Source organism: Burkholderia sp. AU38729, assembly GCF_020419725.1.
In the GTDB taxonomy this organism is placed as follows: domain Bacteria; phylum Pseudomonadota; class Gammaproteobacteria; order Burkholderiales; family Burkholderiaceae; genus Burkholderia.
This window is the reverse complement of sequence record NZ_JAIZQO010000014.1, coordinates 198,776-206,868: the sequence shown is the minus strand read 5'-3', so window position 1 is coordinate 206,868 and position 8,093 is coordinate 198,776. Positions and strand designations below refer to the sequence as shown.

Sequence of the window (8,093 nt, the reverse complement as noted above, 5' to 3'; positions counted from 1 at the left end):
TCGACCTGGGCCACCACCGACAGCTTAAAAGCCAGACTGTAGTCCCGCTGCGTCCGCTTGATCCCTTGCTCCATTTGGCACCTCTTCGCGTCAGCGAAAAAGTGTCAACCTATTTCAGGACGGGTCATCATCATGAAAAAAGGCAGGCCATCGGCCTGCCTTTTTAGCGTCCGTCAGTCCGGCAACAATGCTCAGGACTGCGGCGGAATCACGAGCTTCTGGCCCGGGTAGATCCGGTCCGGGCTCGACAGCATCGGCTTGTTCGCCTCGAAGATCACCGGGTACTTGTTCGCGTCGCCGTAGACTTCCTTGGCGATCGCCGACAGCGTGTCGCCCGGCTTCACGTCGTGGTACTGCACTTCCGGATCGTCCGGCTGCAGATCGTCGTCGTTGACGCCCGCGACGCCTTGCACGTTGCCGGCCGCGACCTTGACCTTGGCCTTCGTGTCGAGGTCGGCGACGCTGCCCGACAGCGTCACGGTGCGCGAGGCGCCGTCGAACGCCACGGTCAGGTTCGACGTGTCGAGACCTTGCGTGTTGATGTAGTTCTTGATGGCATCGGCCGCGGTCTGGTTTGCAGCATTCGGATCTTCCGCGGCTTGCACATCGGCATGACCCAGCAGTTTTTCACCCGCCTCTTTGATAAACGAAAGAAGACCCATCGTTGCACTCCTTAGGTGGTTGAAAAGAAAACGCGCCGTGAAGTGGCGAAAAAAACACCGCGCTGGGCGCGGTCACCGGAGGTGAACGCTAGCGCGGCGGTTTTCTCGAAAGGCGTGGCGAAAGTGTAGGCGTTCATGACGACGATTGCATGAAAAATCGCACGCTTGAACGTAAAGAAATGTAATACGCGAAATCCGACAGGCGGACACCCGACGACGACGTCTGACCGACCAAGGCTTCCCCGGCGTCGCCGGGTGCCGCTGCGGACCCCACCACGCCGCTCTCAGCCCAGAGCGGCGTTTTTCGCCCCGTCCCGCATGCCATCGGCAGTGCAGGGCGGGGCGCCCCACCGTGATGCGCGAGTGCGTGGCGCTTCGCGCATCGATGCGACCGGCCGTGCCGGTCACGTGTGTCTGTCGCGCGCGTCCGCCATCGCAGCGGAAACGCGCATCGTTGCAGCCGTGTTACGCGGCCGGCGTCTGGCCGATCTCGAAGTTCGACATGATCTCGAGCGCGCGCACGAGCGCCGAGTGATCCCAGGCCTTGCCGCCGTGCGACGCACACACGCTGAACAGTTGCTGCGCGCTCGCGGTATGCGGCAGCGCGAGGCCGAGCTTGCGTGCGCCGTCGAGCGCGAGGTTCAGGTCCTTCTGGTGCAGCTCGATGCGGAAGCCCGGATCGAACGTGCGCTTCGTCATCCGCGCGCCGTGCACTTCGAGGATGCGCGACGCGGCGAAGCCACCCATCAGCGCCTGGCGCACACGCTCCGGATCGGCGCCCGAACGAGCGGCGAACAGCAGCGCTTCGCCGACCGCCTCGATGTTCAGCGCGACGATGATCTGGTTCGCGACCTTGCAGGTCTGGCCCGCGCCGTTGTCGCCGACGAGCGTGATGTTCTTGCCCATCTTCTCGAACAGCGGCCTGGCGCGTTCGAATGCCGCCTCCGGGCCGCCGACCATGATCGTCAGCGTCGCTTCGCGTGCGCCGACTTCGCCGCCGGACACCGGCGCGTCGAGGTAGTCGCAGCCGAGTGCGTTGATCTGCTTCGCGAATTCCTGCGTGTCGAGCGGCGAGATCGAGCTCATGTCGATCACGAGCTTGCCGGCCGAGAGGCCCTTCGCGACGCCGTCGTCGGCGAACAGCACGTTACGCACGTCCGGCGTATCCGGCACCATCGAGATGATGATGTCCGCGTTCTTCGCGACTTCGGTCGAGTTCGCGACGACCTTCGCGCTCGTGCGCAGGTCGTCCGGGATCGGGAACGCGCCGTTCACGACGAGCTGGTGGTCGCCCTTGAGCAGGTTGCGCGCCATGTGCGCGCCCATGATGCCGAGGCCGATGAAACCGATGGTTGCCATGTGAAAGTCTCCTATAGGGCTGAAAACGGAAAGGGCGGATCTCAGGCGGCGCGACGCGCCGAGCCCGGTGCGCAGCCGGCGACGCTTTGCAGCCAGCCGAGGCCTTCCGTCGTGGTGGTGCGGGGCTTGTATTCGCAGCCGACGTAGCCGGCATAGCCGAGCCGGTCGAGCAGCGCGAACAGGAACGCGTAGTTGATCTCGCCCGTGCCCGGCTCGTTGCGGCCCGGGTTGTCCGCGAGTTGGACGTGGCCGATCGATGCGAGGTTGCGTTCGATCGTCGCGGCCAGTTCGCCTTCCATGCGTTGCATGTGATAGATGTCGTACTGCAGGAACAGATTGTCCGAGCCGACCGCGCGGATCACGTCGAGCCCTTCCGACGAGCGGTTCAGCGCGAAGCCCGGGATGTCGAAGCTGTTGCACGGCTCGACGAGCAGGCGGATGCCTTCGCGCTTCAACGCATCGGCGGCAAAGCGCAGGTTGTCGACGATCGTGACGAACGTCTTGTCGCGCGCCGTGCTGGCCGACGGGATGCCGACGAGGCAGTTCAGCTGCGGCACCTTCAGCGCCTTCGCGTACTCGATCGCACGGCCGACCCCTTCCTGGAATTCGCCGACGCGATCGGGCAGGCACGCGATGCCGCGCTCGCCCTGGTCCCAGTTGCCGGCGGGCAGGTTGTGCAGCACGAGGCGCAGGCGATGCGTCTCGAGCCGCTCGGCGAGTTCCTCTTTCGCGTACGGATACGGGAACAGGAACTCGACGGCGTCGAAGCCCGCGTCGGCGGCCGCCTTGAAGCGGTCGAGGAACGGCACTTCGTTGAACAGCATGGTCAGGTTTGCAGCAAACTTCGGCATGAGCTAAGCCTCTTCGGTCGGTCAGTCAAAAATGTCGTGCGGTTCAGTCGAGCATCGAGATCGCGGTCGGTGCGTGCTCGGCCTTTTCGGCGAGATCCTCGAATTCGTTGATCGCGTCGATTTCGGTGCCCATCGAGATGTTCGTCACGCGCTCGAGGATCACTTCCACGACCACCGGCACGCTGAACTCTTCCGCGAGCGTTTGCGCCTGGCGCAGCGCCGGCTCGATCTCTTCCGGCTTGAACACGCGCAGCGCCTTGCAGCCGAGGCCTTCCGCGACGGCCACGTGGTCGACGCCATAGCCGTTCAGTTCCGGCGCATTCACGTTGTCGAACGCGAGCTGCACGCAGTAGTCCATGTCGAACGCGCGCTGCGCCTGGCGGATCAGCCCGAGGTACGAGTTGTTCACGACGACGTGCACGTACGGCAGCTTGAATTGCGCGCCGGCGGCCAGTTCCTCGATCATGAACTGGAAGTCGTAGTCGCCGGACAGCGCGACGATCGGGCGGCTCGGGTCCGCTGCCCGCACGCCGAGCGCGGCGGGAATCGTCCAGCCAAGCGGGCCGGCCTGGCCGCAGTTGATCCAGTTACGTGCCTTGAACACGTGCAGGAACTGCGCGGCGGCGATCTGCGACAGGCCGATCGTGCTGACGTAGCACGTATCGCGGCCGAACACCTTGTTCATCTCTTCGTACACGCGCTGCGGCTTGACCGGCACGTTGTCGAAGTGCGTCTTGCGCTGCAGCGTGCGCTTGCGTTCCTGGCATTCCGCGACCCAGGCGCTGCGGTCCTTCAGCTTGCCGGCGGCCTTCCATTCCCGTGCGACGGCGACGAACAGTTCCAGCGCGGCCTTCGCGTCCGACACGATGCCGAGGTCCGGGCCGAACACGCGGCCGATCTGCGTCGGCTCGATGTCGACGTGCACGAACTTGCGGCCCTTCGTATAGACCTCGACGCTGCCCGTGTGGCGGTTCGCCCAGCGGTTGCCGATGCCGAGCACGAAGTCGGACGCGAGCATCGTGGCGTTGCCGTAGCGGTGCGACGTCTGCAGGCCGACCATGCCGGCCATCAGCGGGTGGTCGTCGGCAATCGCGCCCCACGACATCAGCGTCGGGATCACCGGCACGCCGATCGTTTCGGCGAACTGGACGAGCAGGTCTTCCGCCGCTGCGTTGAGCACGCCGCCGCCCGACACGATCAGCGGCTTGTCCGCGTCGTTGAGCATCGCGAGCGCCTTCTCGATCTGCGCGCGGGTGGCCGCGGGCTTGTAGACCGGCAGCGGTTCGTACGTGTCGATGTCGAATTCGATTTCGGCGAGTTGCACGTCGATCGGCAGGTCGACCAGCACCGGGCCCGGACGGCCCGAGCGCATCAGGTGGAACGCCTGCTGGAACACGCGCGGCACGAGCGCCGGCTCGCGCACGGTGACGGCCCACTTCGTGACGGGCTTCGCGATCGATTCGATGTCGACGGCCTGGAAGTCTTCCTTGTACAGGCGGGCACGCGGTGCCTGCCCGGTGATCGCGAGGATCGGAATCGAGTCGGCGGAAGCGGAATAGAGACCGGTGATCATGTCGGTGCCGGCGGGGCCCGACGTGCCGATGCACACGCCGATGTTGCCCGGGGCCGCACGCGTGAAGCCTTCGGCCATGTGCGACGCGCCTTCGACGTGGCGTGCCAGTACGTGGCTGATGCCACCCGACTTGCGCATGGCCGAGTAGAACGGGTTGATCGCTGCGCCCGGCACGCCGAACGCGGTCTGGATGCCTTCTTTCTCGAGCACGAGCACAGCTGCGTCGACGGCTCTCATCTTGGCCATGAATGTCTCCTTGAATGGGGTGGATCTTGCAAATGGGTCTGTTGGGGACACTTTAGGGATGCAGGAAAGGTTTGATAAGATCAGCCGAAGTCGCTTTTTTCGAAACTAAAAGTATGGAATGACGGCCGGGCGGGGCTTTCCGCCGGTGCCGCCGCAGAGACGGAGACGGGAGATGGATCGCTTCAAGCAGATCGAGACGTTCGTGCGGGTGGCCGATGCCGGCAGCCTCGCGGCGGCGGCGCTCGAGGAGGGCGTGTCGCCGGTGGTGCTCGGGCGGCGCATCGACGCGCTCGAAAAGCGTCTCGGCGTGAAGCTGATGTACCGCTCGACGCGGCGGCTGGTGGTCAGCGAGGAGGGCGCCGCGTTCCTCGAGCGTTGTCGCGGCCTTCTGTCCGAATGGGACCAGGCCGAGAACGAGCTGGCCGCCGGGCGGCGCGCGGTCAGCGGCCACCTGATCGTGTCCGCGCCGGCCGCATTCGGGCGCAAGCACGTCGCGCCGCACGCCCCCGGCTTTCTGGCCGACAAGCCCGAGATGCAGCTGTCGTTCAACCTGACCGACCGCGTCGTCGATCTCGTGCGCGAAGGCTATGACCTGTCGATCCGGATCGGTGGGGCCGTCGATCCGAACTTCGTCGCGGTGAAGCTCGCGTCGAACCGGCGTGTCGTGTGCGGCACGCCCGAGTATTTCCGCCGGCACGGCCGGCCGAAGTCGCTCGACGACCTGCTCAAGCACAACTGCCTGGCGTTCAACCTGCAGGGCGGGCAGAACCGCGGCTGGTATTTCCAGCGCCACGGCAAGATCGCGACGATGCGCGTGGCGGGCAATCTCGACTGCAACGACGGCGAGCTGCTGCACCGCTGGGTGGCCGAAGGTCTCGGGCTCGGCTGGCGCTCCACTTGGGAGATCGCCGCCCAGCTCGAGACGGGCGAGCTTGAAACCGTGCTCGACGAATATGCGTTGCCCGACTACGACATCCTCGCGGTCTACCCGCAGCAGCGCTACGTGCCGGCGCGCGTGCGCTACTTCATCGACTACCTGCGCGCCGCTTACGCGAGTCCGGGCTACTGGAGCACCACGCCGTAACCGGCGCGGGCGGCCCGGCCGCAGGGCTGTCCGGCGATTTTTTACGCTTCGGGCGCGCGGCGCGGGAATAAACTCGACGCAACGACGGTAAGGTCATCAAGCGTGCACGTTGCCAGTCTGTCCGGGCGCCGTGCTCGGAACGGGCGCGGCTTCGGCCGCCGGGACCAGGGAGGCCATGTGGGGCAAGCCGGACAGGCGATCGAAGAGCGGTCGGCGGACGACGCGGTGGCGCGCGGCGAGCGGTTTCGTGCGCTCGTGCTGCCGCATCTCGACGCCGCGTACAACCTCGCGCGCTGGCTGAGCGGCAACGCCGGCGATGCGGACGACGTCGTCCAGGACGCGTGCATGCGCGCACTGCGCTTCGTCGATTCGTGTCGCGGCGACAACGCCCGGCCGTGGCTGCTGACGATCGTGCGCCACACCTGGTACACGGAATGGCGGCGCCGCACGCATGCGCACGAGGTTGCGCTGCCCGACACGCTCGACGACACCGACGTGCCCGACGACTGGCAACCCGCGACCGACGATCCGCTCGCGCACCTGCTGCGCGGCGAGAACGTGCGGCTCGTGAACGAAGCGCTCGCGAAGCTGGCGCCCGAATACCGCGAGGTGCTCGTGCTGCGCGAGATGGAGGACCTGAGCTACCGCGAGATCGCGGCGATCGCGGACGTGCCGGTCGGCACCGTGATGTCGCGGCTCGCACGCGGCCGGCGCAAGCTCGCCGCGCTGCTGCGCGGCGAGCCCGCACCGGCGGCCGAAGGCAGGCAGGGCCGTACGCCGGCTGGCGGAACCGCATCGGAGGCTATCGATGGACTGTAACGAAGCGCGAGCGTTGCTGGACGCGGACGTCGACCGCGAGCTGTCGGCGCCCGATGCGTTGCGGGTCCAGCAGCATGTCGAAGGATGCGAAGCGTGCCGCCGCGAACGCGCGCGGATCGTCGCGCTGGTGCAGGCCGTGCGCCAGGCCGACTACCATCGTGCGCCGGATGCATTGCGGGCCAGCATTCTCGCGAGCCTGCCGGCGGCGGCCGATGCGCCCGTGCGCGAGCAGGCGCAGCCGCAGCCCGAACCGCGGTCAACGCCGCAGCCGCGTCCGCGTGGCCGCCGCTGGTTTTCGTGGCTGACGGATCAAGGCGGGGCGGCGCGCCCGGCCTCGGCCGGCATGGGGCCGCGCGTGGCCGCGCTGCCCGGCCTCGGCTGGGGCGTCGCGCTGCTGGTGGCGCTTGCCGCGGCGGGCGGGATGACGTTGTCCGCCCGCCACGCCGACACCGACCGCACGGTCGACGAACTCGTGTCGAGCCACGTGCGGGCCGACCTGTCGGCGCGGGACATCGACGTGATCTCGACCGACCGGCACACGGTCAAGCCGTGGTTCAACGGCCGGATCGACTATGCGCCGCCGGTCGAGGATCTCGCGGCGGACGGCTTCGCGCTGGTCGGCGGCCGGCTCGACTACGTCGGGCGGCGCCGCGTCGCGGTGCTCGTCTACCGTCACCGGCAGCACGTGATCGACGTCTACGTGCGGCCGGCCGGGGAGGGGCCGGGGGCGCCGTACACGACCGTGTCGCAAGGCTATGCGCTCGACCGCTGGGAGGCGGCCGGCATGACCTGGTGGGCCGTGACCGACGCCGAACCGTCGGCGCTCGCGGCGTTCAGGACCGCGCTCGATGCGCGACTCGGCGTGACACGCACCGAGTGACGGCGGCGGGCTGCGGCCTGCCGCCTGTCGCGCGTTTCTGTTCCGACCCTGACCGGGAAATGCGCCCAAGAGCGCCCGACCTGCCCGGGTTCGCCCCCTCAAGTCTTTGAAAACATGGCCGAATCCGCGCGCGAATCGTCGATTGGCCTTGCATGCGCCCCGTATCCGGGTTAGAATCTTCGGCTTCTCACTTGCCACACCGGTTCAGACGCCCGGGTGGCTTTAATCCACAAGGAGTGTGTAATGCGTCATTACGAAATCGTATTCATCGTGCACCCCGATCAGAGCGAGCAAGTGCCCGCGATGATCGAGCGTTACAAGACCACGATCACGTCGCACGGCGGTCAGATCCACCGCGTCGAAGACTGGGGCCGTCGCCAACTGGCCTACATGATCGAGAAACTCGCGAAGGCTCACTACGTCTGCATGAACATCGAGTGCGACCAGACGACGCTCGACGAACTCGAACACGCGTTCAAGTTCAACGACGCCGTGCTGCGCCACCTCATCGTCAAGATGAAGAAGGCCGAAACCGGCCCGTCGCCGATGATGAAGGAAGTTCAGCGCGAAGAAGCCAAGAAGGCGGCTGCAGCTCAGCCGACCGAAGCGCAGGCTTAAG

9 protein-coding genes are annotated in these 8,093 nt (G+C 66.7%); 4 read left to right on the top strand and 5 right to left on the bottom strand.

Annotation, left to right across the window (positions count from 1 at the left end):
- Window positions 1-191 precede the first annotated feature (191 nt).
- From lysM to gcl, 5 genes are all read right to left on the bottom strand, one after another.
- On the bottom strand, window positions 192-662 hold the full coding sequence (gene lysM, locus LGM56_RS31635; RefSeq protein WP_226207721.1) for a peptidoglycan-binding protein LysM: 471 nt from the start codon (window positions 660-662) through the stop codon (window positions 192-194).
- Window positions 663-673: 11 nt separating this feature from the next.
- On the bottom strand, window positions 674-799 hold the full coding sequence (locus tag LGM56_RS36865; protein ID WP_256093589.1) for a hypothetical protein: 126 nt from the start codon (window positions 797-799) through the stop codon (window positions 674-676).
- 328 nt (window positions 800-1,127) lie between these two features.
- Window positions 1,128-2,021: a 2-hydroxy-3-oxopropionate reductase gene (locus LGM56_RS31630; protein WP_089440271.1), complete on the bottom strand. Its 894-nt coding sequence runs from the start codon at window positions 2,019-2,021 to the stop codon at window positions 1,128-1,130.
- Between the two features lie 41 nt (window positions 2,022-2,062).
- Window positions 2,063-2,872, bottom strand: coding sequence for a hydroxypyruvate isomerase (gene hyi / locus LGM56_RS31625; protein ID WP_011657073.1), 810 nt, complete (start codon window positions 2,870-2,872; stop codon window positions 2,063-2,065).
- A 43-nt stretch (window positions 2,873-2,915) separates the two neighbouring features.
- Window positions 2,916-4,691, bottom strand: a complete 1,776-nt coding sequence (gcl, locus tag LGM56_RS31620; RefSeq protein WP_226207720.1) for a glyoxylate carboligase — start codon at window positions 4,689-4,691, stop codon at window positions 2,916-2,918.
- 172 nt (window positions 4,692-4,863) lie between these two features.
- Between gcl and LGM56_RS31615 the strand changes: the two genes are divergently transcribed.
- From LGM56_RS31615 to rpsF, 4 genes are all read left to right on the top strand, one after another.
- Window positions 4,864-5,775: a LysR family transcriptional regulator gene (locus LGM56_RS31615; RefSeq protein WP_085039475.1), complete on the top strand. Its 912-nt coding sequence runs from the start codon at window positions 4,864-4,866 to the stop codon at window positions 5,773-5,775.
- 177 nt (window positions 5,776-5,952) lie between these two features.
- Window positions 5,953-6,594 (top strand): RNA polymerase sigma factor, encoded by a 642-nt coding sequence (locus tag LGM56_RS31610; RefSeq protein WP_226207719.1) that lies wholly within the window; start codon window positions 5,953-5,955, stop codon window positions 6,592-6,594.
- Window positions 6,584-7,474, top strand: coding sequence for an anti-sigma factor family protein (locus tag LGM56_RS31605; RefSeq protein ID WP_226207718.1), 891 nt, complete (start codon window positions 6,584-6,586; stop codon window positions 7,472-7,474). Before LGM56_RS31610 ends, LGM56_RS31605 begins: the two co-directional genes overlap by 11 nt.
- A 243-nt stretch (window positions 7,475-7,717) precedes the next feature.
- Window positions 7,718-8,092, top strand: coding sequence for a 30S ribosomal protein S6 (rpsF, locus tag LGM56_RS31600; protein ID WP_006402295.1), 375 nt, complete (start codon window positions 7,718-7,720; stop codon window positions 8,090-8,092).
- The last annotated feature ends 1 nt before the right edge of the window (window position 8,093 follow it).